Source organism: Streptomyces sp. NPDC025833 (assembly GCF_055558055.1).
In genome coordinates this window covers 198,853-223,339 of the sequence record NZ_JBVHNF010000003.1, presented here as the reverse complement: position 1 = coordinate 223,339, position 24,487 = coordinate 198,853, and the positions used below count along the sequence as shown (strand labels likewise).

The following is a 24,487-nucleotide window of genomic DNA, read 5'->3' as shown; positions in this document are numbered from 1 at the left end:
GAGTCCGATGAGCCAGGCGGCACAGAACCTGAACTGGTTGATCACCAACTTCGTGGACAACACCCCCGGGGTGTCCCACACCGTGGTGGTCTCCGCCGACGGCCTTCTGCTGGCGATGTCCGAAGGCTTCCCACGGGACCGCGCCGACCAGCTCGCGGCCGTCGCCTCCGGTCTGACCTCCCTCACGGCCGGGGCGTCCCGGATCTTCGAGGGCGGCAACGTGGCGCAGACGGTCGTCGAGATGGAACGCGGGTTCCTCTTCCTGATGTCCATCTCGGACGGGTCTTCCCTCGCGGTGCTGGCCCACCCGGACGCGGACATCGGCCTCGTCGGCTACGAGATGGCACTGCTCGTCGACCGCGCGGGGGCGGTACTCACCCCGGACCTGCGCGCCGAACTACAGGGAAGTCTGCTTCACTGACCTCCCCCGGCACCACCCACCTCACAAAAACACCGTCCGGCCGCCACAATCCCCCCACCGGCCCCGTCAGACGGCTTGACTGACCGACTTGCTGTCCCGCCCGGAGGATTCATGACCCCGCCCACCGCCCATCATGATCCGTACGCGGAGCCGTACGAGGACGAGGGCGACCAGCCGCTGGTGAGGCCGTACGCCATGACCGGCGGCCGGACCAGGCCTCGCTACCAGCTCGCCATCGAGGCGCTGATCAGCACGACGGCCGACCCGGCAGCGCTCATGGGCCTGCTCCCGGAGCACCAGCGGATCTGCCATCTGTGCCGCGAGGTCAAGTCGGTCGCGGAGGTCTCCGCGCTGCTGGCCATGCCACTCGGTGTGGCGCGGATCCTGGTGGCCGACCTCGCCGAGGCCGGCCTGGTCGCCGTGCACCAGCCGGGCGGCGACGAGAACAACGGCGGCGCTCCGGATGTGACGCTGCTCGAAAGGGTGCTCAGTGGACTTCGCAAGCTCTGACACGGGCCGGGCCACCACCTCGGCGAAGATCGTGGTGGCGGGTGGCTTCGGCGTGGGCAAGACCACGTTCGTCGGCGCCGTCTCGGAGATCAACCCGCTGCGCACGGAGGCCGTCATGACGTCCGCCTCGGCGGGCATCGACGACCTCACCCACACCGGGGACAAGACGACGACCACCGTCGCCATGGACTTCGGCCGCATCACCCTGGACCAGGACCTGATCCTGTACCTGTTCGGCACCCCCGGCCAGGACCGCTTCTGGTTCATGTGGGACGACCTGGTCCGCGGCGCCATCGGTGCCGTCGTGCTGGTCGACACCCGCCGCCTCGCCGACTGCTTCCCCGCCGTCGACTACTTCGAGAACAGCGGGCTGCCCTTCGTCGTCGCCCTCAACGGCTTCGACGGCCAGCAGCCGTACGCCCCCGAGGAGGTGCGGGAGGCGCTGCAGATCGGGCCGGACACCCCGATCATCACGACGGACGCCCGCCACCGCGGCGACGCCAAGTCGGCGCTGATCACGCTGGTGGAGCACGCCCTGATGGCACGCCTGAAGTAACAGCCAAGTGCGACGGGCCGTAAGGCAGTTGCCGTACGGGGCAACGGAGCCGACTGTGGCCTTTGACACGGTCGGCTCCGGCGTTCATAACGGTTCGGCAGAGGAATCCCCCGCCGTCGCCACGCGACGCGGTCGCGCGGTGCCACTGTGCGCACGAACGTCCCGCCTTTTGACAGCGCTCGCTCTGTATGACCGTTTTATCTCTCGTTTACAAGTGAGCACTCCGCCGGTGCGCACTGTTTGGAAGTGCACTGGTCCGCGTGCTGGAATGCCTGAACCGCCCGATGGCCGAAGACGCACTCCGTAGTGGTCTGTGCGCGAACCGGGCTCTGAGAGACTGCGGCACGACGTAGGTGCCGACCGCCGAGAGGTTGTTGGTCGAGTGAGGCGAAGCAAGAACGGTCCCGAGCCGTCGGCTCGGGGCAACTTCACCCCGCCGCCGCGTGCCGCGGCGGCCGCGCCCGTTCCCGGCGCGGAGCCGGCGGCCTCCCCCGCGTCCGGCGGGAGCCGTCTCTCCCCGCGGAACTGGCGGGTGCCGACCCGGCTGAACGCCATTCTCCTCATACCCGTGATGGTCGGTCTCGTCATGGGCGGTTTCCAGGTCAAGAACTCGATCGACACCTGGCAGCAGGCCCGCGACGCCGAGAACACCGCCCGTCTGGTGCGTGCCGCCCTCGGTTACGCCGACGCCCTGGAGAACGAGCGCGACGTCACCGCCGCGCCGCTGCTGCTGAAGAAGAAGGACGCGGAGGCGAAGGCCACCGTCGACCAGGCCCGCCGGGCCACGGACGCGGCCGCGGCCACCTTCCACGAGGCGACGAAGAGCGCCCCGGGCGACTCCGGCCTGCAACGGCGGCTGAAGCTGTTCGGCGAGGCCGAGCCCAAGCTGGCGCAACTGCGGCAGGTGGCCTACACCTCCAGGACGACCGGCGTCCAGACCGAGGAGGGCTACGTCACGGTCGCCCACCCGCTGATGGAGTTCGCCAACGAGCTGGGCCTGGGCACCGGCAACATCACCTCCTACGGCCGTACCGTCTACGCGATGTCGCTGACCAAGGCGGCGCTGTCCCTGGAGCGTTCGATCGGCACGCACCTGCTGGTCAAACCCGGTCCGGACGCACCGAACCTGGCGACCCAGCGGGTCTCCCTCTCCTCTTACGCCTACCTCGAACGCATCGCCATCGAGGAGTACACGGGCGGTGGCACCGAGGCCGACGCGCAGAAGCTCGACGACGCCAGGGAGAGGATCAAGGCGGACGGCGCGGCCCTGGCCCAGAAGGCCAAGGCGGCGGACCCGCAGTACGTCGCTCCCCCGGCCGACCCGTCCGACATGGTCACGGCGGTCGCCACCATGCAGGACACCAGCGAGTCCACGCGCCGGCAGCTCGCCGCCAAGGGCATCACCGCCGACAACTGGTGGGCGGCCAACACGCTGAAGTACAAGGCCTACCGCCAGATCGAGTCCGACCTGGCCGACAAGGCCGTGGGCGAGGCGTCCGGCATCGCCGACGACGCCAAGACCTCCGCCTTCATCACCGGTGCCGTGGTCGTCGTCGCCCTGCTGGCCGCCTTCATCCTGGCCGGTCTGGTGGCCCGCCAGATGAGCCGCTCGATGCGCCGGCTGCGCAACGCCGCGTTCGGCATCGCCGAGCAGCGCCTGCCGATGCTGGTCGACCAACTCTCCCGTACCGACCCGGGCCGGGTCGACACCCGGGTGGCGCCGATCCCGATCACCACCAAGGACGAGATCGGCGAGGTCGCCCGCGCCTTCGACCAGGTCCACCGCGAAGCGGTCCGGCTCGCCTCCGAGCAGGCCCTGCTGCGGGGCAACATCAACGCGATCTTCACCAACCTCTCCCGCCGCAACCAGTCGCTGATCGAGGGCCAGCTCACCCTGATCACCGACCTGGAGAACAACGAGGCGGACCCGGACCAGCTGGAGAACCTCTTCCGGCTGGACCACCTGGCCACCCGTATGCGCCGCAACGGCGAGAACCTCTTGGTCCTCGCCGGCGAGGAGCCCGGCCGCCGCTGGGACCAGCCGGTGCCGCTGGTCGACGTGCTGCGGGCCGCCTCCTCGGAGGTGGAGCAGTACGAGCGCATCGAGCTGTCCGGGGTGCCGGAGGCCGAGATCCACGGCCGCGCGGTCACCGACCTCGTGCACCTGCTGGCCGAGCTGCTGGAGAACGCCACCACGTTCTCCTCCCCGCAGACCAAGGTCCGGGTGACGGCGACCCGCCTGCCCGACGGCCGCGTCATGATCGAGATCCACGACAAGGGCATCGGCCTGACCGCCGAGGACTTCGCGGACATCAACCACAAGCTGGCCAACCCGCCGACCGTGGACGCCGCGGTCTCCCAGCGCATGGGCCTGTTCGTGGTCGGCCGGCTGTCCGACCGGCACGGCATCCGGGTCCAGCTCCGCCCCTCGGGCGAGCAGGCCGGCACGACCTCCCTGGTCATGCTGCCGGACGCGATCACGCACGGCGGTGGCGGCGAAGCCCCGCGGGACCGCGACGACTTCACCGTCTCGCAGATCATCCCGGAGCAGCAGTTCCAGGGTGAGGGCTTCGGCCAGGTGCAGCAGCCCCTGCGCACCGCCGCCGAACTCGGCTTCGACGACAGCCGCTACACCGAGGTGCCGGACGACGCCCGCGGCCTCGACCCGGTCGGCCGTTCGCGGATGCGCGACGAGCGCCGGGCGTCGCTGGACACCCCTGCCCCCGGGGCGCCGGCCGAGGAGCCGCGGCAGGAGAGCGCCGGGCCCGCCACCGGCTACACCGACCCGTTCACCAGTCAGCACGCGTACCCGGAGCAGCAGTCCTACCAGGAGCAGCAGCAGGCGTACGGCGACGGGCGGCAGCAGGCGTACGACGAGCAGCAGCGGCAGGGCTTCGAGGCGCCGGCGTACCAGGACCCGCAGCAGCACGCGGCGTACGAGCGGTCCTACGAGCAGCCGTACGACGAGCAGTACTACGCGCCGAACGGCGGGGTGCCGCAGCACGAGGGCCTCTCCCCGAACGGTGGTCATCCGGAATCGGCGGCGGCGTACCCGGACCCCGCCCAGACGCCGGCCTACCGGGACGACTGGCCGCAGCAGGACGCCTACCAGCACGGTTACCCGGCCCAGTACGCTCCGGAAGCGGAATCCGCGCAGGCCGCTGACGCGGGTGAGCGCGACCGCGTAGGCTTCGACGGTCCGGGCACGGACTCCCCCGCCGCACACGAGCTGACCGACGCCGGGCTGCCGCGCCGCGGTTCCACCGCGAGCGGTGCGAACGGCGCCGGCGCCCCCGACGGCACGGCGCGCGCGCAGCGGGAGACGCCGGCCCCGGCACCGGGCGGCACGCCGGGAGCGAGCGGCGACAGCGGCTGGCGTTCGGCGAACGACGAGCGGTGGCAGCAGGCCTCCCAGCTCCGCAAGCCCAAGGCAGGCGGGGTCACCGCCTCCGGTCTGCCGCGGCGGGTACCCAAGGCCAACCTGGTCGAGGGTGCCGCCGAGTCCACCCCCCAGGGAGGCCCACAGGTCTCCCGCGCCCCGGAGGACGTCCGGGGCAGGCTGAGCAACCTGCGCCGGGGCGTCCAGCGTGGACGCAGCGCAGGCAGTGAAACGAACGGCCAGGCCACTACCGATCAGCACAGTGGTCCTGACAGCACCTACGACCAGGAGCGTTAGTGTGAGCCCGATGAGCCAGGCGGCACAGAACCTGAACTGGTTGATCACCAACTTCGTGGACAACACCCCGGGGGTGTCCCACACCGTGGTGGTCTCCGCCGACGGACTCCTTCTGGCGATGTCCGAAGGCTTCCCCCGCGACCGTGCCGACCAGCTCGCGGCCGTCGCCTCCGGTCTGACCTCGCTGACCGCCGGTGCCTCGCGCATCTTCGAGGGCGGCAGTGTGAACCAGACGGTTGTGGAGATGGAGCGAGGATTTCTCTTCATCATGTCCATTTCCGACGGTTCGTCGCTCGCGGTGCTGGCCCATCCCGAGGCGGACATCGGCCTCATCGGGTACGAGATGGCCCTTCTGGTGGACCGCGCGGGCACGGTCCTCACCCCGGATCTCCGCGCGGAGCTCCAGGGAAGCCTTCTCAACTGACAATCGGACGGTGCGTATTCGCGTCCCGGGGCCGTAAGGTTTCGGGACGCGGCTCCACAGGGATGGGCGCCCGACGCACTCGGAGGAGGAGAAAGTGGCAACACCCCCAGGCGGTTCGTCTTCGGGCAACTGGTCGTACGGTCCCGCACAGGGCCAGGGCGACGGTTCGGCGAACCGGTACGGCTTCCCCTCCGCTCCCCGTCACCGGCGGCCGTACGGTCCGCAGGGCCCGGGCCCCTCTCCGTACGACCAGCCTCCGGCCCCGCGCATCCAGCCGGTCCAGCCGCAGCACCAGCCCGAGCCGGCCCCGGCCGCGAACAACCCCCTGGTGCGTCCGTACGCCATGACCGGCGGCCGGACCCGCCCGCGCTACCAGCTCGCCATCGAGGCACTGGTGCACACCACCGCCGCTCCGCACCAGATGCAGGGCCAGTTGCCCGAGCATCAGCGGATCTGCAATCTGTGCCGGGAGATCAAGTCGGTCGCGGAGGTCTCCGCGCTGCTGTCGATCCCCCTCGGCGTGGCCAGGATTCTCGTCGCCGACTTGGCGGAGGCGGGCCTGGTCGCCATCCATCAGCCCGGCGGCAACGAGAACGCCGGAGGCCAGCCAGACGTGACTTTGCTCGAAAGGGTGCTCAGTGGACTTCGCAAGCTCTAGCGGCGGTCCTTCCCGCTCCACCACCTCCGCGAAGATCGTGGTGGCGGGCGGCTTCGGCGTGGGCAAGACCACGTTCGTCGGCGCTGTCTCGGAGATCAACCCGCTGCGCACAGAGGCCGTCATGACGTCCGCGTCGGCCGGCATCGACGACCTCACCCACACCGGGGACAAGACGACGACCACCGTCGCCATGGACTTCGGCCGCATCACCCTGGACCAGGACCTGATCCTGTACCTGTTCGGCACCCCCGGCCAGGACCGCTTCTGGTTCATGTGGGACGACCTGGTCCGCGGCGCCATCGGCGCGATCGTCCTGGTCGACACCCGCCGCCTCGCCGACTGCTTCCCCGCCGTCGACTACTTCGAGAACAGCGGACTGCCCTTCGTCATCGCCCTCAACGGCTTCGACGGCCAGCAGCCGTACAACCCGGACGAGGTGCGCGAGGCGCTGCAGATCGGCCCGGACACCCCGATCATCACGACGGACGCCCGCCACCGCGCGGACGCCAAGTCGGCGCTGATCACGCTGGTGGAGCACGCCCTGATGGCACGCCTGCGGTAGCGCCGGACCACCGGAACCGGCCCCCGCCTCTCCTCCCGAGAGCGACGGGGGCCGTTGCGTGTGCGGGGACGCCGGGGAGCGGAGGGGGCGGGAGCCGGGCCGCCGGACGCGCCGCGGCCCCGCCCTCCCGGAGGAGTGGCGGGGCCGTGGGTACGCGCGGAAGGGCTCAGTGCCAGCTGTGCGGGGCGCGGAAGCCGCCCTCGCGCTCCAGGCGGCGCCAGCCCGCCCGGGGGCGGCCGCGGTGGGCCTGGGCGGAGGGCTCGGTGCGGGCGGCGGCGCGGGCCATGAGGATGGCCGTGATGGCGGCGACCTCCTCGGGCTCGGCGTGGCCCTTCTCGACGCGGATGTCAGGAGTGCTCATGGGTGTCAGTCTCCGGGGCAGAGGGGTCCGCTGGGTCACTGCGGCGGGTTGCCGTGCTTGCGCGAGGGCAGGTCGGCGTGCTTGGAGTGCAGCATCGCCAGGGACTTGATCAGCACCTCGCGGGTCTCCGCGGGGTCGATGACGTCATCGACCAGGCCGCGTTCGGCCGCGTAGTACGGGTGCATCAGCTCGGCCTTGTACTCCTTGACCATCTTCTGACGCATGGCCTCGGGGTCCTCCGCGCCGGCGATCTGGCGGCGGAAGATGACGTTGGCGGCGCCTTCGGCACCCATGACGGCGATCTCGTTGGTCGGCCAGGCGTAGGTCAGGTCGGCGCCGATGGACTGGCTGTCCATGACGATGTACGCCCCGCCGTACGCCTTGCGCAGGATGAGCGAAATCCTCGGCACGGTCGCGTTGCAGTAGGCGTACAGCAGCTTCGCGCCGTGGCGGATGATTCCGCCGTGCTCCTGGTCGACACCGGGGAGGAACCCCGGCACGTCCAGGAACGTCACGATCGGGATATTGAAAGCGTCACACATCTGTACGAAACGCGCAGCTTTTTCACTCGCCTCGATGTCCAGGACGCCGGCGAGGACCTGCGGCTGGTTGGCGATGATGCCGACCACCTGGCCGTCCAGGCGGGCCAGGGCGCAGATGATGTTGCGCGCCCAGCGCTCGTGGACCTCCAGGTACTCGCCGTCGTCGACGATCTCCTCGATGACCTTGGCCATGTCGTACGGCCGGTTGCCGTCGGCCGGGACCAGGTCGAGCAGGACGTCGGAGCGGCGGTCCGCCGGGTCCGAGGAGTCCGCGCGGGGCGGGTTCTCGCGGTTGTTCTGCGGGAGCAGCGAGAGCAGGTACCGCACCTCGGCGATGCAGGTCTCCTCGTCGTCGTACGCGAAGTGGCAGACGCCGGAGGTCTCGGCGTGCACGTCGGCGCCGCCGAGGCCGTTCTGGGTGATCTCCTCGCCGGTGACCGCCTTGACCACGTCCGGGCCGGTGATGAACATCTGCGAGGTCTCGCGGACCATGAAGACGAAGTCCGTCAGGGCCGGGCTGTAGGCCGCGCCGCCCGCGCACGGGCCGAGCATCACCGAGATCTGCGGGATGACGCCCGACGCCCGGGTGTTGCGCTGGAAGATGCCGCCGTACCCGGCGAGCGCCGAGACGCCCTCCTGGATGCGGGCGCCGGCGCCGTCGTTCAGCGAGACCAGCGGGGCACCGGCCGCGATGGCCATGTCCATGATCTTGTGGATCTTCGTGGCGTGCGCCTCGCCCAGCGCGCCGCCGAAGATCCGGAAGTCGTGGGCGTAGACGAAGACCGTCCGGCCCTCCACCGTGCCCCAGCCGGTGATCACACCGTCGGTGTACGGCTTCTTCGCCTCCAGGCCGAAACCGGTCGCCCGGTGCCGGCGCAGCTGCTCGACCTCCTGGAAGGACCCGGCGTCCAGGAGCAGCTCGATCCGCTCCCGCGCCGTCAGCTTGCCCTTGGCGTGCTGCGCCTCGGTCGCCTTCTCGCTCGGACCGGCCACGGCCCGGGCACGGATGCCGTGCAGCTCGGCGACCCGTCCGCGCGCGTCCGTCGGCTCACCGGTCGGCTCACCCGTCGTCTCTTCCAAAACGGTCATGTAGCGACCTTACGAAGGACACCAAGAAAAGCGAGCCGTCGACTCTGTACAGTCTCCGGCCCGTTTTCCTGGTACGAGTGAACAGAACCGGGGCGGAATGCAGCCGTTCCGACTGCTCAGACGGGCGTCGGCTTGTAGGTAGACGACAAGACGTCAGCCGGGAGCCACCTCACATTCACGGCGGCAACATGCCATCACCGGAGTGACACGGAGGGCCCGGACGGCGGTCAGCCGGGAGGGCCCGGGCGCCGTCGGCACCCCCACCGTACCCGTCCGCCGGAGGTGCCCGGCCGCCGGACCCGTCCGGGGGACGGCGCCGGCCGGACCCGCGGCCGGCCGGTCACCGCCCTCCCGCGGTCAGCAGCCGCCGCAGTTGTAGTAGAGGACGTCCCAGTGGTTGCCCTCGTCGGCGTAGATGTTGCCGGAGCCGGACTTGTACTGCGGGGCTCCGTCGCCGCGCAGGCCGATGTAGGTGAAGGTGTTCTTGACGTACGAGGTCACGCACGTGTTCTTGGCGTAGTCGAGCTTGTAGCCGTTCCAGTGCGAGTAGGTGCCGGAGGCATGCCCCGTCTCGGTGCCGCCGGTGATGTTCAGGGCGCAGCCGCTGGCCCCCTTGAGGGTCTGGGCGCCCTGCGCCGTGGCGAGGTTGAGCTGTTCGAAGGACGTACAGGTCGAGTTGTTCCGGTCGGAGCAGTTGCCGGAGGACGACCAGGTGATGCCGGACGAACGGAACATCGAGGTGGCGGTCGCGTGGCTGATCTTGCTGACGGCGAAGGCGTCGGTCGCGGTGCCGAGGACGGCGACGCCGGGCGCGGCGACGAGGGCCAGCGCGGTCAGGAGCGCGCGGGTCTTGAGCGGCTTCATGAGTACCTCCCTGCGGTGGGCCGTGCTTCTTCGGTGGGTCGGCTGTGCAGGCGGTGCAGGCAGATGGTGCACGAGGGCCAGGTGTGCGCACCAGGGGGCGGATGTGGTGACTCTGTGCGATCCTGGGAACACCATCCGGATGATGTTGAAAATTAAACGGAATGGGTCTACTGTCGGACGCGTCGGTTCGTTTAACGTTCAACCAGGAGGCCATCATGGGCATCTTCAGCCGCAAGGACAGCACCCCCGCCGCCGCGCAGACCACCGCCGGCCCCGACCTGAGCGCCCTGACCGGCGACTACACGATCGACCAGGCCCACAGCACGATCGGCTTCGTGGCCCGGCACGCCATGGTCACCAACGTCAAGGGCGGTTTCTCCGAGTTCACCGGCTCGCTGCACCTGGACGGCGCCGACCCCAGCCGGTCGACCGCCACGCTCGACATCCAGATGGCCAGCATCGACACCGGCAACGCCGACCGTGACGCCCACCTGAAGTCGGCCGACTTCTTCAAGATCGACGAGTTCCCGACGATGACGTTCCGCTCCACCGGGGCGCAGGCCCTGGGCGGCGACGACTACCGCATCACCGGCGACCTCTCCATGCTCGGCGTCACCAAGCAGATCTCCATCGACCTGGAGTTCAACGGCTCCGCGAAGGACCCGTTCGGCAACGAGCGCGCCGGTTTCGAGGGCAAGGCCGAGCTGCTGCGCTCCGAGTGGGGCCTGACCTGGAACGCCGCGCTGGAGACGGGTGGCGTCCTGATCTCCGACAAGATCAAGCTGGTGTTCGACATCTCGGCGATCAAGAACGCGTGAGCCCCCGGCGGCCCGGCCGGCCCCGGCGCCCCGCCCCCGCGCGCCCGCCCTCCACCCCTGCTCGCCGGCAGGAGGGGGCGGGCGCTTCGGCGTGCCCCGGGGGGTCCTGAGTGATCGACTAGGGTTGCCCGATGTTCAAGGGAAAACTGGTCAGGCTGCGCGCGCTGCGCGCGGCGGACGCCGAGCACCATCTCCGCTGGCGCAACGACCCCGAGGTGGTGCGCTGGGCCGCGGGCGGCGACCCGTCCTTCGGCCCGGTCACGGCGGAGGCGATCGGGCTCGGCTTCGACACGATGCTGCGCCTGAGCCCGCGGGAGTCGGCCGTGTTCACGGTCGAGGACCTGGCGAGCGGCGAAGTGATAGGCATGGCCGACTACCGGGACCTCGACCCCTACGCCGGGGTGGCCACGCTGGGCGTCACCATCGGCGAGCGGGAGTTCTGGGGCCGCGGCCACGGCAGTGACGCGGTACGGCTGCTCGTGGACCACCTGTTCGGCGCCTACTCCCTGAACCGGCTGGAACTGGATACCTGGAGCGGCAACGAGCGCGCCGTGCGCGCCTTCACCAGGCTCGGCTTCCGCGAGGAAGGCCGCCGCCGGTCGGCGGTGCTGGTGGGAGGGGAGCGCTACGACCGCGTGCTCTTCGGCATGCTGCGCGAGGAGTGGGCGAACCCCGTGTGATCCGGCGTCCCGGCCCGGGGGCGGACGGGAAACCCCCGGGCAAGCGGCCGTAGCCCGCCGGCAGCCTCAGGTGCGGTCGCTCCCCGCCCCGAACTCGCACCAGACGACCTTGCCCGGGTCCCGTTCCGTCACGCCCCACTTGTCCGCGAGGGCGGCGACGAGCAGCAGGCCCCGGCCGTGTTCCGCCTCCGCCTCCCGGAGTCCGTCCGGGACCCGGACCACACCTCCCCCGCTGTCGTGCGCCTCCACGCGCAGGGCGCCGTCGGTGTGCAGGGTCAGCCGGAGGAGGAAGCCGCGGCCGGCCGGGACGCCGTGGAGGAGGGCGTTGGTCGCCAGTTCGCTCACGCAGAGCAGTACGTCGTCGCCGCGCTCGGTGGCGGCCCAGTCCGTCAGCGCCTCGCGGGCGAACTCGCGTGCGATCCGTACCGACCTGCGGTCGCGGCGGTAGAACGCCTGGCGCGTGTGGGGGGTCTGAGGTTCCGCGTTCATGAGCCGAGTGTCACTGAGCGTCACTACACTGGGTCAGTGAGTGAAGTCGTAGTGCTGATTGCTACGGGTCCACTACGAGGGATCGTGGCGCGCGCGGGGGAAGGGAACGGCCATGCACGAGGCAATGAGGCCGAAGAAGGTCGGTTCCTGGTACGCGGTGGGTGCGCTCGTGGCGCACTTCCGGAAGAAGGCGCGTCTCACGCAGGAGCGGTTCGCGGAGCTGGCGAGCCTGTCGGTCGACACGGTGAGGTCGATCGAGCAGGGCAGGCTCGCCCTCCAGCCCGACCGGGCCGAGCAGTTCGACGAGCTGCTGGAGACGGGCGGCGCGTTGGCGGTCCTGGTGGCCCGGCTGCCGGTACGGGACCGGATCGTGCAGTTCGCGCAGGGGCTGGTGGATCACGAGCAGGAGGCAATGAGCATCCTCTCGTATCAGAGCCTGGTGGTTCCGGGGCTCCTACAGACCAGGGACTATTGCCGTGCCGTGTTCGGCTACCGCTACCCAGCGCTCGGAAACGAGACCGCCGAGCAGTGGGTGAACGCCCGGATGGAACGACAGTTGATCTGGCAACGGGAACGGCCCCCCGTCGGCCACTTCGTCATGGAGGAGGGCATCCTCCGGCGGGAGGTCGGAGGCCCGGAAGTCATGCGAGAGCAGATCCGGCAGATCCTGGAGTACACCGAGCCGGCTCACATGAGCTTTCAGATCATGCCTGAGGCCCGGACGCCACATGCTTGCCTCGACGGCCCCATGGTGCTGCTGGAAACTCCCGAGTACGACCGCCTCATCTACTTGGAAGTACAGCGCGCCAGTTTTCTCGTCGCTGACCCCGATGAGGTCAGCGACTATCACCTCCAGTATGGAATGCTGCGGTCACAGGCCCTCTCACCCGACGAGAGCATGCGCCTCCTAAACGGACTGCTAGGAGAGTCATGAACACCGCAGCATTGGCGTGGTTCAAGTCCAGCTACAGCGGCAGCCAGGGCGGCGACTGCCTCGAACTCGCCTACACCTGGCGCAAGTCCAGCCACAGCGGCAGCGAGGGCGGCGACTGCGTGGAGGTCGCCGCCCACCCCGCCGCCATCCACGTCCGCGACTCCAAGAACACCACCGGCCCCGTCCTCAGCCTCTCCCCCGCCGCCTGGGGCGGGTTCCTGGGCGGCGTCGGCCGCTGAGCGGGGGCTCAGAAGCCTCCGCCGAAGTCGCCTCCGTCGCCGCCCCCGCCGAAGTCGCCGCCGCCGTCGCCGAAGCCGCCCCCGAAGTCGCCGGGGCTGAAGTCGGTGCCCGAGACGTCGCCGCCCTCGTAGCCGCCGGAACCGAAGTCGCCGGGCCCGCCGAAGTCGCCGTACCCGGTGCCGTAGTCGGCCGCGTAGGAGGGGGCGGCCATCATGCCGCCCAGCACCGTGCCGACGAGGAGGCCGGGCAGGATGCCGCCGCCGAAGTAGCCGCCGGCCCAGGGGCCGTAGGCGGGGCCCGCGTCCCAGTAGGGGCGGCGGCCGTACTCCGTGTCGACCTCGCGGACCGCCGGGTCGAGTCCGTCGGCCAGCCGGGCGGCGTCCGCCGCGCAGACCGGGACCTCGCGTGCGGCTCCGCCGGGCGGGGTCCAGGTGGCGTCGGCGACCGCGGGCCCGTGCCGGGGGTCGAAGAAGCAGGGCGGGCGGCGCTCGGGGAGGGGACGGCGCTCGCGCCGGGCGGCGAGCCGGGCGAGGGAGAAGCGGCCGTCCTCCAGCGCCTCGGTGACCCCGCGGACGTCCTCCGGTTTCGCCGCCGCGGCCATGCGCTGCTTGGCGGTGTCGTAGGCGTCGAGCGCGTGCTCGTAGTCGGCGCGCATGGCGTCGTCGGCGCCCGGCTCCGCGGGCTGGAAGTCGAGGCGGTCGAGTTCCTCGCCGAACGCGGTGATGTCCTCGTCCACCACCACCCGCAGCCGGTCCAGGGCGGCCCGCTGCTCCTCCTCGCGGCGCCGGCGGTTGCGGCGGACCAGGGCGTAGGCGCCCGCGCCGCCGGCCACCAGGACCGCGCCCGCCGTGATCAGCACCGCGCCGGAGGCCCCGCCGTCCCCGGTCGAACCGCCCCAGCTCCTCGGGGCGTGGCCGCCCATGTTGGCGAGGGCGCGGTCGGTGAAGTCGGTGAGCTGGGCCTTGGCGTCCTCGCCCTGGACACTGGCGACCAGGTTCCTGCGGGCCGTGGCCGACATGACGGAGGAGTCGGCGCGGGCGTCGAAGCGGTCGCCGAGGCGGATGCCGTACAGGCCGGTGACGCCGGTGGCGGCACGCAGGTGCGAGAACAGGTCCTTCGTGGGGTAGCCGGCCGGGAGGACCGCGACGAACAGGGGTTTGTCGGCGTCCTTGATCCGCGCGGCGAGCGTGGCGGCGTCCGCCGCCGAGAGCTGGTCCCGGGCCGCCGGGTCGACGTAGACCGGGCCCTTGCGCAGGGCCTCGGCGACGGTGGAGACGCCGGTGTCCGCGCGGGCGCCGGGGGCGAGCGCGAACACGGCCGCCAGCACCAGCGTCAGGGCGGCCAGCAGGGCGGGGACGCTTCGGGTCCGCGGCAGGGCCTTCATGTCTCGAACCTACCCGAAGCCCCCGCGGTCCGGCCGCCCGGCGGATGCCCGCCGGCCCGGCCGGGCCCGGGGGGCGGCGGTGTGGCGTGGTGCGGATCGGCCGTCCCGGGACCAAGGTGGAGGCATGACCACACCGCAGGATCTCTTCCTCGTCAGCCTCGACATCCCCCGTGAGCAGCCCGTCGAGCAGGGGGACCTGTCCCTGGCGCTGGCCGGGGCCGAGCTGGTCGACCTCCTCGGCGCCCGGGCGCTCACCCTGGCGGACGGGCGGATCGTGCCGGGTCCGGTGCTGACCACGGGCGACCGGCTGCTGGACGAGGCGGGCGCGGCGCTGGTCCGCGAGGAGCCGTACGAGACGGTGGAGGACTGGCTGTGGCGGCGCGGGCAGGGGCTGGCGACGGCCTACCGGGACGTCCTGGAGGGCGAGGGGCAGCTCACCGGGCGGCGCCGGCACTGGCTCGCGCTGCGCGACCGGGACGACCCGGCGGCCGACACCCCGGCCCGGCGGCGCGCGGCCGACCGGTGGTGGTCCCACGAACCCGTCCTGGCGGGGCTCGCCTCCACCCTCGGCATCCCGGACGACCGCCCGGCCGCGCCCGAGCCCGGGGACGAGGCGGTCGTCACCGTGCTGGTGGCGGTCGGCGACGCGGTGACGGAGCTGGAGGCCGTGCGGGAGCGGCGGCGCATCGAGAACGTGGCCTTCGACAACATCTGGCGGGCGCCCTGAGCGGCACCGGGCGGCCCCCGCCTCACAGGATCAGCTCGCCGATCCCCAGCAGGTTGCCCTCGCTGTCCCGGAACCAGGCGCCCCACTCCCCGCGCGCGCCCTTGCCCGGGTAGTTGCCCTCGATCTCGGCGATGCCGTGCCGGCTGCGGAAGCCCGGCGCGTCGACCTCCTCGAAGACGACGCCCCGGCGGCACGGTTCCGCCACGGCCGCCTCGATGTCGTCCACCTCGAAGGCCATCTGGGTGAACGTGCCGGGCGAGGCCCCGTCGAGCGGAACATGACGAAGTCCACGCCCGCGCACCGGTACAGCAGTCCGCCGGGCCGCTCGTCCACCGGGTGCGGGCCCAGCCGCTCGGCGTAGAAACGCCGGGCCCGTTCCAGGTCCCGTGCGGGGAGCCGGGTCGCGACCCGGGCCCCGGCCGACGCGCCGCTCGCGTGTGAGGTCATGCCTCCACTGTGCCTACCGGGCGGGCTCCACGCCCGCCCGGAGGAGGCCGTACGTGTACGCGTCCTCCAGGGCCTGCCAGGAGGCGGCGATGACGTTCTCGGCCACGCCCACCGTGGCCCACTCGCCCGAGCCGTCCGAGGTGGAGATGAGCACGCGGGTGGTGGACGACGTGCCGTGCTTGCCCTCCAGGATGCGGACCTTGTAGTCGACCAGCTCCAGGTTGGCGAGCTGCGGGTAGATCCGCTCCAGCGCCACGCGCAGGGCCCGGTCCAGGGCGTTGACCGGGCCGTTGCCCTCCGCGGTGGCGACGATCCGCTCGCTCTTGGCCCAGAGCTTGACGGTGGCCTCGTTGGCGTGGGTGCCGTCGGGCCGGTCCTCCACGATGGCCCGCCAGGACTCGACGTCGAAGTACTTCAGCGGCCGGCCCTCGACCTCGGCGCGCAGCAGCAGTTCGAAGGAGGCGTCGGCGGCCTCGTAGGTGTACCCCTTGAGCTCCCGCTCCTTCACCCGCTCGACCACCCGGCCGACCAGCTCGCGGTCGCCGCCCAGGTCGATGCCCAGCTCCTTGCCCTTCAGCTCGATGGAGGCGCGGCCCGCCATGTCGGAGACCAGCATGCGCATGGTGTTGCCGACCAGTTCGGGGTCGATGTGCTGGTACAGGTCCGGGTCGACCTTGATGGCGGAGGCGTGCAGGCCGGCCTTGTGCGCGAAGGCGGAGACGCCCACGTACGGCTGGTGCGTGGACGGCGTCAGGTTGACGACCTCGGCGATGGCGTGGGAGATGCGGGTGGTCTCGCGGAGCCTGCCCTCGGGCAGCACCTTCTTGCCGTACTTCAGTTCCAGGGCCGCGACCACCGGGAACAGGTTGGCGTTGCCGACGCGTTCGCCGTAGCCGTTGGCCGTGCACTGCACGTGGGTCGCGCCCGCGTCGACGGCGGCCAGCGTGTTGGCGACCGCGCAGCCGGTGTCGTCCTGGGCGTGGACGCCGAGCCGGGCGCCGGTGTCGGCGAGGACGGTGGAGACGACCGCGTGCACCTGGGCGGGGAGCATGCCGCCGTTGGTGTCGCAGAGGACGACGACGTCGGCGCCGGCCTCGGCGGCGGTGCGGACGACGGCCTTGGCGTACTCGGGGTCGGCGCGGTAGCCGTCGAAGAAGTGCTCGCAGTCCACGAAGACCCGGCGGCCCTGCTCCTTGAGGTGGGAGACGGTGTCGCGGACCATCTCCAGGTTCTCGTCCAGGGTGGTGCGCAGGGCCAGCTCCACGTGCCGGTCGTGCGACTTGGCGACCAGGGTGATCACCGGGGCGCCGGACGCCAGCAGCGCCTGGACCTGGGGGTCCTCGGCGGCCTTCGTGCCGGCGCGGCGGGTGGCGCCGAAGGCGACGAGCCGGGCGTGCCGGAACTCGATCTCCGCCTGGGCACGGGCGAAGAACTCGGTGTCGCGGGGGTTGGCGCCGGGCCAGCCGCCCTCGATGAAGCCGACGCCGAAGTCGTCCAGGTGCCGGGCGATGGCGAGCTTGTCCGCGACGGTGAGGTTGATGCCCTCGCGCTGCGCGCCGTCGCGCAGCGTGGTGTCGAAGACGTGGAACGAGTCGTCGAGCTCGCTGGTTGCCGTCTCGGTCATGTTCTCAAGGCTCCTGTTGTGGATCTTCGGTCTTACCGGAATGACCGGCTCCACCGTCCCCCCAGTATTCCCTCGCGCTCCGTCGCCGGCTGAAGGTGGGCCGGAAAACGAAAAAACCCCTCGCGGGTGCGAGAGGTCTGCGCGCGGGTCGAGGACGACGATGGCCACCCGCATCTGGTCGTACGAGGTGGTCACTGCGGACCGGCGCGCCTGCTGCCCATAATCATGGCGAACGAGAGCACGGGGAAAGTCTGGCACAGCGCCGCGCCCGATCAGTCCACCGTCTCAGTATGCGGTCGGCGGGCTGGACTTTCGGGAGTCCGCGGCGCTCCCCCGGCCGGCCTCCACCCGGTTCAGGTCCAGGTCCTTCGTCTCGCGCATGGTGACGTACACGCCGAGCGAGACGGCGGCGCAGGCGGCCACGTACCAGGAGAAGCCGGATTCGATGCCGCCCTTCTTGAACCACAGCGCGACGTACTCGGCGGTGCCGCCGAAGAGGGCGTTGGCGACGGCGTACGGCAGGGCCACCCCGAGCGCGCGCACGCCGGTGGGGAACAGCTCGGCCTTCACGCAGGCGTTGATCGAGGTGTAGCCGGTGACCACGGTCAGCGCGAGCAGGGCGAGGCCGAGGGCGGACCAGTAGCCGTCGGCGTGCCGGAGCAGGGTCATGATCGGGACGGTGAGGACGGTGGAGCCGACCGCGAAGGTGATGAGCAGCGGGCGGCGGCCGACGCGGTCGGAGAGGGCTCCGGCGAACGGCTGGAGCGCGGCGAAGACGATCAGGGCGGTGAAGGAGACCAGGGTCGCCGTCTCCTTGGGCAGGCCCGCGGAGTTGGAGAGGTACTTGGTCAGGTAGGTCGTGTAGGTGTAGTAGGCCACCGTGCCGCCCATGGTGAGGGCGACGACCAGGAACGCCTCGCGCCGGTGCTGCCACAGGACGCGCAGGGTGCCGCGCTCCCCGGCGTGTGAGGTGTCCTGCGCGTACACCTCGGTCTCCGGCATGCTGCGGCGCAGGTGGAAGACGACCACCGCGCCGAGCGCGCCGACGGCGAACGGGATGCGCCAGCCGTAGCCGTGCAGGGCGTCGTCGGACAGGGTGTGCTGGAGGACGATCAGCAGGCCGAGGCCGGCGATCTGGCCGGCCGTCATGGACACGTACTGGAAGCTGGAGGCGAAGCCGCGCCGGGCCGGGTCCGACGCCTCGGTGAGGTAGGTGGCGCTGGCCGCGTACTCGCCGCCCACCGACAGGCCCTGGAGCAGGCGGGCGACGAGCAGGACGAGTGCGCCGCCGTAGCCGGCGACCGCGTAGGTGGGGGCGACGGCGACTAGGAGCGCCGACGCCGACATCAGGGTGACGGTCAGGGTGAGCGCCGCCTTGCGGCCCTTGCGGTCGCCGACCCTGCCCAGCAGCCAGCCGCCCACCGGCCGCATGAAGAAGCCGACGGCGAAGATGCCGGCGGTGTTCATGAGCTGGGCGGTGGGGTTGCCGCTGGGGAAGAACGCGCCGGCGAAGTAGGGGGCGAAGCTCGCGTACACGAACCAGTCGAACCACTCGACCATGTTGCCCGCCGAGCCCACCCAGATCCGCTTCCAGTGGTGTCGTCCCATGGCCCGTTACTGCCCGCCGGCACCCCGGACGACGCCTGCGGCGGGCCGGCGGGCGGGCGCCCGGTCACCGGCTCTTCCCGGGACCGCCGTCACCCGGTCACCGGCCGCCCTTCCCGGGGGCGCCGAGGAGGTCGGTCACGAGCCGGCGGGCGTAGGCGGCGTCGAGGCCGGCCGGGCGGAAGAGGATGCGGTACATCAGGGGGGCGACGACGCGGTCCATGGCCGCTTCGACGTCCGGGGCGCCCTCCTCGGGGCCGACCGCGCGGGCGAGGATGACGTCGATCTGCTCCGCCGCGTAGGCCGAGCACCGGCCGGCGTTGTCGCCGTCCGGGTCGCCGAGCAGGGCGTCGCGGACGTACGCGCGGCCCGAGCCGGACGCCATCTCGTCGAGGAACTGCTCGGCCCAGGCAGTGAGGTCGGAACGCAGGTCGCCGTGGTCCGCCGGCTCACCGTCGGGGCGCAGTCGCTCCACCGCGACGTCCGACAGCAGTTCGGCCAGGTCGCCCCAGCGGCGGTAGATCGTCGACGGGGTGACGTCGGCGCGCTGGGCGATCAGCGGGACGGACAGCGCGTCGCGCCCCACCTCCGTCAGGAGTTCACGCACGGCGGAGTGCACCGCGGCCTGCACCCGGGCGCTGCGCCCGCCGGGGCGGACCATCTGCTTGCGGCTCATGACACCAGTTCACCCTGCTGCTGGGCACCCACTTCGCCCCGCCCACCGCCGGCCGGGTCGTCGCCCACGGCGACGCGTACCGGCTGCTGCCCGTCCCCGCGGCCTGACCGGGTCCGCGGGTTCCTCACGGAGGTGGCGGACGACGAACCGGCACTCGCGGCGTCGCCGCAGCGGTACGCCGGCGGCCCGCCGCGCGGGGACCACCGGTCGCCCGCGCCCCCGCAGGCCGTACCGGCCGCCGGGGCGGTGGTACCCGACCGGGCGGAGCCGTCTAGCGCGCCAGCAGCGCGTCCTCGACGAACTCCCGTACGTGCCGCAGCACTTGTGCGCGGTCGGTGCCGCGCAGTCCGATGGCGACGTGGATGGAGAACCCGTCGAGCAGCGCCCGCAGCCGCGCCGCGAAGCGGTCCGCGTCCACCGCGCGGAACTCGCCCCGCGAGATGCCCTCGGCGACCAGTGCGACCAGGTCGCGGTGCCAGGCGCCCTCGATCGCCGCCTGGCGCTCACGCGCGGCCTCGTCGGCGTTCTGCGAGCGGTTCCAGACCTCCAGCCAGAGCGTCCAGTGCGGGTCGCGGTGGCCGTCGGGCACGTACAGGTCGACGTAGGCGGACAGGCGCTCGCGGACGGTTCCGGGGCCGGTGAGCAGCCGGCCGCGCTCCGCCCCGAGCCGTCCCTCGCTCCACTCCAGGGTCCGCAGCAGCAGCTCGTCCTTGGAGCGGAAGTAGTACAGCAGGTGGCCGCTGCTCATGCCGACCTCGCGGCCCAGCCCCGCCATGGTCAACTTCTCCAGACCACGCTCGGCGATCATGCCCATGGCGGCGGCGAGGACCTCCTCGCGCGGCGGGGCGGGGGTACGGCGACGGGGCGCCGGAGCCGCGCTCATGCCGGCACCGCCCGGCCGACGTGGGCGGCACGGGCGGCACGGGGAACGGCCCGGGCCGCGTACCCGGTGGTGCGGTCACCGGCCGCGACCGCCGGCATGGCGCCGGGCTCCCCGGCCGGGCCACGGCGGCCGGTGAACCGCGCCGCACCAGGACGCGGGCACGGCTCGACCACGCCCGGCGGATGCGGGACGCACATGCCGCGAGGCCCAGCGGGGACGACAAGGCCGCGCACCGCCGCGTACCCGGCGGCACGGCCGACGGCCGCGACCGCAGGCCCGGTGCCGGGCTCCCCGGCCGGGCCACGGCGGCCGGTGAACCGCGCCGCACCAGGACGCGGGCACGGCTCGACCACGCCCGACGGATGCGGGACGCACATGCCGCGAGGACCGGCGGGGACGACAAGGCCGCGCACCGCCACGTACCCGGCGGCACGGCCGACGGCCGCGACCGCAGGCCCGGTGCCGGGCTCCCCCGCCGGGCCACGACAGCCGGTGAACCGCATCGCACCAGGACGCGGGCACGGCTCGACCACGCCCGACGGATGCGGGACGCGCGCGCCGCGAGGCCCGGCGGGGACGACGAGGCCGCGCACGATGGCGCGGCCGGCGGGCGCGAACGGCGGATCGGCGGCGTGGCGCCCGCGCGGCGGCCACGCTCCACCGGGAGCGGGCAGCTCGTGCCGGCCGCCGGGCCCGGGGATCACGTCGGGGCGCCGGGCCGGTGCGGTGAGCCGGGGGTCGCGCGCGGCGCGGGGCAGTACTTCCACGCGTCTGTTCTACCCGAACGCCCGCGTCACCGGGTCTTCGGCTGCTGCTGCGTGATGCAGTGGATGCCGCCGCCGCCCGCGAAGATCGTCCGCGCGTCCACCAGGGTCACCGTCCGCTCGGGGAACAGGCGGCGGAAGATGCCGGCGGCGATCTCGTCGCGCGGGTCGTCGAAGCCGCACAGCACGACCCCGCCGTTGCACAGGTAGTGGTTGATGTAGGAGTAGTCCGCCCAGTGGCCGTCGGCCTCCAGGACGGTCGGGGCGGGTACCTCGACGACCTCCAGCGCGCGGCCCCGGGCGTCGGTCGCCGACTTCAGCAGGCCGATGACCTCCTTGGTGACCTCGTGGTCCGGGTGCGCCGGGTCCGGCTGGTGGTGCGCGACCACGACGCCGGGGCGGGCGAAGGCGGCCACGATGTCGACGTGGCCGAGGGTGCCGAAGCCGTAGGGCGGGTAGTCGCTGGTCAGGCCGCGGGGCAGCCAGATCGCCTTCTCGGTGCCGAGGTGGGCGTGGATCTCGGCCTCCACCTCCTCCTTGGACCAGTGCGGGTTGCGCTCGGGGCCGAGCTGCACGGTCTCGGTGAGCAGGACGGTGCCCTCGCCGTCGACGTGGATCGCGCCGCCCTCGTTGACCAGCTTGGAGGCGTACGTCTTCGCGTCCGCGAGGCCGGCGACGTACGCGCCGATCTTCGAGTCGTGCTCCCAGCGGGCCCACTCCTGGGCGCCCCAGCCGTTGAACGTCCAGTCGACGGCGGCCAGTTCACCCCGGTCGTTGGTCAGGAAGGTGGGGCCGATGTCCCGCATCCAGGCGTCGTCCAGGTCCCGCTCGACGGTCTCGACACCGGCGCCGAGCAGGGCCCGCGCCTCGGCGGACTGGCCGGGGCCGCACACCACCGTCACCGGCTCGAAGCGGCGGACGGCGCGGGCCACCGACGCCCAGGCGAGGCGGGAGCGGCGGAGGTCCTCCGGGTCGTCGAAGGTGGGGTTGGGGCCGGGCCAGGCCATCCAGGTGCGCTCGTGCGGGGTCCACTCGGCGGGCATCCGGAAGCCGTCGGCGGCGGGCGTGGTCATGTGCATTCCCGGGTTCTCAGAGGAAGTAGAGGCGGTTGAGGGAGACGGAATCGGCGGGCTCGGAGCTGAGCGGGTCGCCGTCGAGGGTGACCAGACCGGTGCGCTGGTCGACGTCGACCGCTCCGACGCGGGCGTTCAGCCGCAGGTCGGCGGGGCCGATGCCGCGGGTGCCGCGGACGGCGACCCGGCGCCGGCGGGTGGGCATGGTGTCGTAGCCCTGCTCGACGGCCGCCCGGGCGACGAACGCCACCGAGAGGTCGGCGGCCGTGGCGCCGTACGCCCCGAACTGCGGCCCGAGGACGAGGGGTTCGCAGGTGTCGGTGGCCGCGTTGGGGTCGCCGACCACGCCGTAAGCCGGGAAGCCGGCCTTGAGGACGAGCTGCGGCTTGGCGCCGAAGTACTCCGGGCGCCACAGCACGATGTCGGCGAGCTTGCCGGGCTCGATCGAGCCGACCTCGTGGGCGAGGCCGTGCGCGATGGCGGGGTTGATGGTCAGCTTGGCCATGTAGCGCAGGACGCGGGCGTTGTCGTCGCCCTCGCCGTCGCCCTCCATCGGGCCCAGCTCGGCCTTCATCTTGCCGGCCATGGCGAACGTGCGGCGGACGGTCTCACCGGCGCGGCCCATGCCCTGCGCGTCGGAGGAGGTGATGCCGATCGCGCCCAGGTCGTGCAGCACGTCCTCGGCGCCCATCGTGCCGGCCCGGATCCGGTCGCGGGCCATGGCCGCGTCGCCGGGGAGGTCGGGCTTGAGGTCGTGGACGGAGACGATCATGCCGTAGTGCTCGGCGACGGCGTCCCGGCCGAAGGGCAGCGTGGGGTTGGTGGAGGAGCCGATCACGTTCGGCACACCGGCCATCTTCAGCACGTTGGGCACGTGCCCGCCGCCGCAGCCCTCGATGTGGAAGGCGTGGATCGTGCGGCCCTCCAGCACCCGGAGGGTGTCCTCGACGGACAGGCACTCGTTCAGCCCGTCGCTGTGCAGGGCCACCTGGACGTCGTGCTCCTCGGCGACCCGCAGCGCGGTGTCCAGGGCGCGGGTGTGCGCGCCCATGTCCTCGTGCACCTTGAAGCCGCTCGCGCCGCCCTCGGCGAGTGCCTCGATCAGCGGCGCCTCGTGGGAGGACGAACCCCGGCCGAGGAAGCCGATGTTGACCGGCCAGGCGTCGAACGCGCCGAACGCGTGGCGCAGCGCCCAGGGCGAGTTGACGCCGACGCCCCACACCGGGCCGAACTCCTGCCCGATGATCGTGGTCACCCCGGAGGCCAGGGACGCCTCCATGATGCGCGGGGACAGCAGGTGGACGTGGGTGTCGACGGCGCCCGCGGTGGCGATCAGACCCTCGCCGGAGACGATCGAGGTGCCGGTGCCGACGACCACGTCGACGCCGTCCAGGGTGTCCGGGTTGCCGGCCCGCCCGATGGCCGAGATGCGGCCCTCGCGGATACCGATGGACACCTTCCGGATGCCCTGCACCGCGTCGATCACGACGACGTTGCTGATCACCACGTCACAGGTGTCGCGGACGGCGGCGGCCTTCAGGTGCAGTCCGTCGCGGGCGGTCTTGCCGAAGCCGGCCAGGAACTCGTCGCCGTACTTCTGGGCGTCGGACTCGACGCGGACGGTCAGGCCGGAGTCGCCGAGCCGGACGCGGTCGCCGGCCCGGGGGCCGTGGGTCGCCGCGTAGGCGTGCGGATCGACGTGGATCGACCGGCTCACCTCGCGCCCCTTCGAGCGGCTCATCGCTGCTCTCCTTCCGTCGTGACGCCGAGGTACCCGCAGGCGGCGGCCCTGCGCAGGGCCTCCTCGCGCGCGCCGGGCGCGTCCAGCGGCCCGTCGACCAGCCCGGCGAAGCCGATGGCGACGCGGTCGCCGCCCACGGGCACGAGACCGACCTCCTCGCTCTCGCCCGGCCCGAAGCGGACCGAGGAGCCCGCGGGTACGGCGAGCCGCATGCCGTAGGCGCTCCGCCGGTCGAAGTCGAGGCGCGGGTTGGCCTCGAAGAAGTGGAAGTGGGAGGTGACGGAGACCGGCACGGTGGCGGTGTTGGTCACGCGGAGCCGGACGACCGGCTCGGGGTCGGCGTGCTCGGGTCCGGGCAGCAGCGCGCCCGGCGCACCCTCGCCCAGTCCGCCGCCGATGGGGTCGGAGACGACCGCCAGCCGGGAGCCGTCGTCGAAGACCGCCTCGACCATCACCTCGCCGACGACGTCGGCCACGCCCGGCAGCACGTCCTCGGGGCCGAGCACCGACCGGGCCGCCTCGATGGCCTCGGCGAGCCGCCTGCCGTCCCGGGCGGCCTCGCAGACGGTGTCCGCGATCAGCGCGGTGGCCTCCGGCACGTTGAGCCGCAGGCCGCGCGCCCGGCGGGCCCGGGCCAGCTCGGCGGCTCCGAAGAGCAGCAGCCGGTCACGTTCCGTGGGGGTCAGTCTCACGACGCGACACCTCCTTGTCCTCCACAGGTTAGAGCATCACTCTAAAC

Annotated in this window: 24 protein-coding genes and 2 pseudogenes; 13 read left to right on the top strand and 13 right to left on the bottom strand. The window is 72.2% G+C overall.

The annotated features are described in order from the left end of the window. The first annotated feature begins 7 nt into the window (after window positions 1–7). The 7 genes from ACZ4K2_RS06115 to ACZ4K2_RS06085 all read left to right on the top strand — a co-directional run bounded on the left by ACZ4K2_RS06115 (window position 8) and on the right by ACZ4K2_RS06085 (window position 6,807). Window positions 8–421 (top strand): roadblock/LC7 domain-containing protein, encoded by a 414-nt coding sequence (locus tag ACZ4K2_RS06115; protein ID WP_218515991.1) that lies wholly within the window; start codon window positions 8–10, stop codon window positions 419–421. A 111-nt stretch (window positions 422–532) separates the two neighbouring features. Then, window positions 533–931, top strand: coding sequence for a DUF742 domain-containing protein (locus tag ACZ4K2_RS06110; protein ID WP_467474229.1), 399 nt, complete (start codon window positions 533–535; stop codon window positions 929–931). Further along, entirely contained in the window at window positions 912–1,487 is a 576-nt protein-coding gene (locus ACZ4K2_RS06105) for a GTP-binding protein (protein ID WP_467474228.1), read from the top strand. The genes ACZ4K2_RS06110 and ACZ4K2_RS06105 overlap by 20 nt, the downstream gene beginning before the upstream one ends. A gap of 382 nt (window positions 1,488–1,869) precedes the next feature. Beyond that, window positions 1,870–5,163: a sensor histidine kinase gene (locus tag ACZ4K2_RS06100; RefSeq protein WP_467474227.1), complete on the top strand. Its 3,294-nt coding sequence runs from the start codon at window positions 1,870–1,872 to the stop codon at window positions 5,161–5,163. 10 nt (window positions 5,164–5,173) lie between these two features. Further along, complete coding sequence (locus tag ACZ4K2_RS06095) at window positions 5,174–5,587, top strand: roadblock/LC7 domain-containing protein (protein WP_004983065.1); 414 nt, start codon at window positions 5,174–5,176, stop codon at window positions 5,585–5,587. Between the two features lie 94 nt (window positions 5,588–5,681). Continuing rightward, window positions 5,682–6,245, top strand: coding sequence for a DUF742 domain-containing protein (locus ACZ4K2_RS06090; protein WP_467474225.1), 564 nt, complete (start codon window positions 5,682–5,684; stop codon window positions 6,243–6,245). Beyond that, entirely contained in the window at window positions 6,226–6,807 is a 582-nt protein-coding gene (locus tag ACZ4K2_RS06085) for a GTP-binding protein (RefSeq protein ID WP_009314218.1), read from the top strand. The genes ACZ4K2_RS06090 and ACZ4K2_RS06085 overlap by 20 nt, the downstream gene beginning before the upstream one ends. Window positions 6,808–6,973: 166 nt before the next feature. Here ACZ4K2_RS06085 and ACZ4K2_RS06080 read toward each other — a convergent pair whose 3' ends face one another. The 3 genes from ACZ4K2_RS06080 to ACZ4K2_RS06070 all read right to left on the bottom strand — a co-directional run bounded on the left by ACZ4K2_RS06080 (window position 6,974) and on the right by ACZ4K2_RS06070 (window position 9,663). Beyond that, entirely contained in the window at window positions 6,974–7,168 is a 195-nt protein-coding gene (locus ACZ4K2_RS06080; RefSeq protein ID WP_467474223.1) for an acyl-CoA carboxylase subunit epsilon, read from the bottom strand. Between the two features lie 35 nt (window positions 7,169–7,203). Further along, window positions 7,204–8,799, bottom strand: a complete 1,596-nt coding sequence (locus tag ACZ4K2_RS06075) for an acyl-CoA carboxylase subunit beta (protein WP_467474222.1) — start codon at window positions 8,797–8,799, stop codon at window positions 7,204–7,206. 357 nt (window positions 8,800–9,156) lie between these two features. Next, window positions 9,157–9,663 (bottom strand): hypothetical protein, encoded by a 507-nt coding sequence (locus tag ACZ4K2_RS06070; RefSeq protein WP_467474220.1) that lies wholly within the window; start codon window positions 9,661–9,663, stop codon window positions 9,157–9,159. Between the two features lie 215 nt (window positions 9,664–9,878). Between ACZ4K2_RS06070 and ACZ4K2_RS06065 the strand changes: the two genes are divergently transcribed. Continuing rightward, entirely contained in the window at window positions 9,879–10,481 is a 603-nt protein-coding gene (locus ACZ4K2_RS06065) for a YceI family protein (protein WP_467474651.1), read from the top strand. Window positions 10,482–10,612: 131 nt separating this feature from the next. Continuing rightward, window positions 10,613–11,161, top strand: coding sequence for a GNAT family N-acetyltransferase (locus tag ACZ4K2_RS06060; protein WP_467474219.1), 549 nt, complete (start codon window positions 10,613–10,615; stop codon window positions 11,159–11,161). Window positions 11,162–11,227: 66 nt separating this feature from the next. On the opposite strand, the gene ACZ4K2_RS06055 is transcribed toward ACZ4K2_RS06060, so the two are convergent. Then, window positions 11,228–11,650 carry an ATP-binding protein gene (locus tag ACZ4K2_RS06055; protein ID WP_467474217.1) on the bottom strand — a complete coding sequence of 141 codons (423 nt, stop codon included), beginning with the start codon at window positions 11,648–11,650 and terminating at the stop codon, window positions 11,228–11,230. A gap of 112 nt (window positions 11,651–11,762) precedes the next feature. On the opposite strand from ACZ4K2_RS06055, the gene ACZ4K2_RS06050 reads away from it, so the two are divergent. Beyond that, the gene (locus ACZ4K2_RS06050; protein ID WP_467474215.1) at window positions 11,763–12,584 is read left to right on the top strand and encodes a helix-turn-helix domain-containing protein; all 822 of its coding nucleotides are present in this window, start codon (window positions 11,763–11,765) and stop codon (window positions 12,582–12,584) included. Further along, window positions 12,581–12,823, top strand: coding sequence for a DUF397 domain-containing protein (locus ACZ4K2_RS06045; protein WP_467474214.1), 243 nt, complete (start codon window positions 12,581–12,583; stop codon window positions 12,821–12,823). The genes ACZ4K2_RS06050 and ACZ4K2_RS06045 overlap by 4 nt, the downstream gene beginning before the upstream one ends. An 8-nt stretch (window positions 12,824–12,831) precedes the next feature. Here the strand turns inward: ACZ4K2_RS06045 and ACZ4K2_RS06040 are convergent, their stop codons facing one another. Then, window positions 12,832–14,208 (bottom strand): hypothetical protein, encoded by a 1,377-nt coding sequence (locus tag ACZ4K2_RS06040; RefSeq protein ID WP_467474212.1) that lies wholly within the window; start codon window positions 14,206–14,208, stop codon window positions 12,832–12,834. A 124-nt stretch (window positions 14,209–14,332) separates the two neighbouring features. Between ACZ4K2_RS06040 and ACZ4K2_RS06035 the strand changes: the two genes are divergently transcribed. Further along, window positions 14,333–14,935, top strand: coding sequence for a GOLPH3/VPS74 family protein (locus ACZ4K2_RS06035; protein WP_467474210.1), 603 nt, complete (start codon window positions 14,333–14,335; stop codon window positions 14,933–14,935). A gap of 22 nt (window positions 14,936–14,957) precedes the next feature. On the opposite strand, the pseudogene ACZ4K2_RS06030 reads toward ACZ4K2_RS06035, so the two are convergent. The 4 genes and pseudogenes from ACZ4K2_RS06030 to ACZ4K2_RS06015 all read right to left on the bottom strand — a co-directional run bounded on the left by ACZ4K2_RS06030 (window position 14,958) and on the right by ACZ4K2_RS06015 (window position 19,287). Further along, window positions 14,958–15,382: pseudogene (locus tag ACZ4K2_RS06030) on the bottom strand (VOC family protein). 13 nt (window positions 15,383–15,395) lie between these two features. Beyond that, window positions 15,396–17,006 (bottom strand): citramalate synthase, encoded by a 1,611-nt coding sequence (cimA, locus tag ACZ4K2_RS06025; RefSeq protein WP_467474208.1) that lies wholly within the window; start codon window positions 17,004–17,006, stop codon window positions 15,396–15,398. A gap of 285 nt (window positions 17,007–17,291) precedes the next feature. Further along, on the bottom strand, window positions 17,292–18,614 hold the full coding sequence (locus ACZ4K2_RS06020) for an MFS transporter (RefSeq protein WP_467474206.1): 1,323 nt from the start codon (window positions 18,612–18,614) through the stop codon (window positions 17,292–17,294). Between the two features lie 97 nt (window positions 18,615–18,711). Continuing rightward, window positions 18,712–19,287 carry a TetR/AcrR family transcriptional regulator gene (locus tag ACZ4K2_RS06015; protein WP_467474204.1) on the bottom strand — a complete coding sequence of 192 codons (576 nt, stop codon included), beginning with the start codon at window positions 19,285–19,287 and terminating at the stop codon, window positions 18,712–18,714. An 11-nt stretch (window positions 19,288–19,298) separates the two neighbouring features. Between ACZ4K2_RS06015 and ACZ4K2_RS06010 the strand changes: the two are divergent. Further along, window positions 19,299–19,394: pseudogene (locus tag ACZ4K2_RS06010) on the top strand (MBL fold metallo-hydrolase); the annotation flags it as partial. A gap of 164 nt (window positions 19,395–19,558) precedes the next feature. On the opposite strand, the gene ACZ4K2_RS06005 reads toward ACZ4K2_RS06010, so the two are convergent. From ACZ4K2_RS06005 to ureA, 4 genes are all read right to left on the bottom strand, one after another. Further along, window positions 19,559–20,170, bottom strand: coding sequence for a TetR/AcrR family transcriptional regulator (locus ACZ4K2_RS06005; RefSeq protein WP_467474202.1), 612 nt, complete (start codon window positions 20,168–20,170; stop codon window positions 19,559–19,561). A gap of 793 nt (window positions 20,171–20,963) precedes the next feature. After that, window positions 20,964–22,007, bottom strand: a complete 1,044-nt coding sequence (locus tag ACZ4K2_RS06000; RefSeq protein WP_467474200.1) for an agmatine deiminase family protein — start codon at window positions 22,005–22,007, stop codon at window positions 20,964–20,966. 16 nt (window positions 22,008–22,023) lie between these two features. Next, window positions 22,024–23,748 (bottom strand): urease subunit alpha, encoded by a 1,725-nt coding sequence (locus ACZ4K2_RS05995; protein ID WP_467474198.1) that lies wholly within the window; start codon window positions 23,746–23,748, stop codon window positions 22,024–22,026. Continuing rightward, window positions 23,745–24,440, bottom strand: a complete 696-nt coding sequence (gene ureA / locus ACZ4K2_RS05990) for an urease subunit gamma (RefSeq protein ID WP_467474197.1) — start codon at window positions 24,438–24,440, stop codon at window positions 23,745–23,747. Before ureA ends, ACZ4K2_RS05995 begins: the two co-directional genes overlap by 4 nt. Between the last annotated feature and the right edge of the window lie 47 nt (window positions 24,441–24,487).